Below are 528 nucleotides of genomic sequence, written 5' to 3'. Positions count from 1 at the left end.
TGTTGGTAAACATGTGTATATCACTGTTCAAACGGTCTTTATAAGCTTCGGTACCTTGTACATCGTATTGCTTATAAATATAACCACCGTCAACTGAACCTTCTGTTTCTCTACCTTCGCTATCAGCATAAACAGTCGGTTCTAAAAACAACACGTTAGCTTCCTTTTGTTTTCTAACTTCTACGGGATCTAAATTTAAATTACCTTTAATAAGTAACATAGCGTCATTTAAATCACTCATATAGTTAGCAGTATCTGATTCAGCATTATCATACAAATCAATTAAAGTGATTACTTTCTCATAATCCCCTTTTCTTCTTTCGTTGTTGCTAAATTCTGTAATAGGCATACGTTCGAAAGAGTGTGATTCAAAACCGTTTTCACGTGGTGTGAGCTTCAATCCATTTGTTCTACTGGTAAGATATCTATAAACACCGTGAGAAGTAAATAAATCAACTGTAAACACTTCATCTTCGTCAGTCTTGTCTATTGGTTTAGTTCTTAAATATCTAACGCCTGCGATACTAT

At 34.3% G+C, this 528-nt stretch carries 1 protein-coding gene; it reads right to left on the bottom strand.

The features are described 5' to 3' along the window. The coding region (locus FPQ13_RS13315; protein ID WP_144089755.1) for a phage portal protein at positions 1-528 on the bottom strand (528 nt) is incomplete at both ends.

This window comes from Allobacillus salarius (assembly GCF_007559425.1).
Classification (GTDB): Bacteria; Bacillota; Bacilli; order Bacillales; family Alkalibacillaceae; genus Allobacillus; species Allobacillus salarius.
The sequence above is the reverse complement of the archived record's forward strand: the minus strand, read 5'-3'. Positions and strand labels throughout refer to the sequence as shown.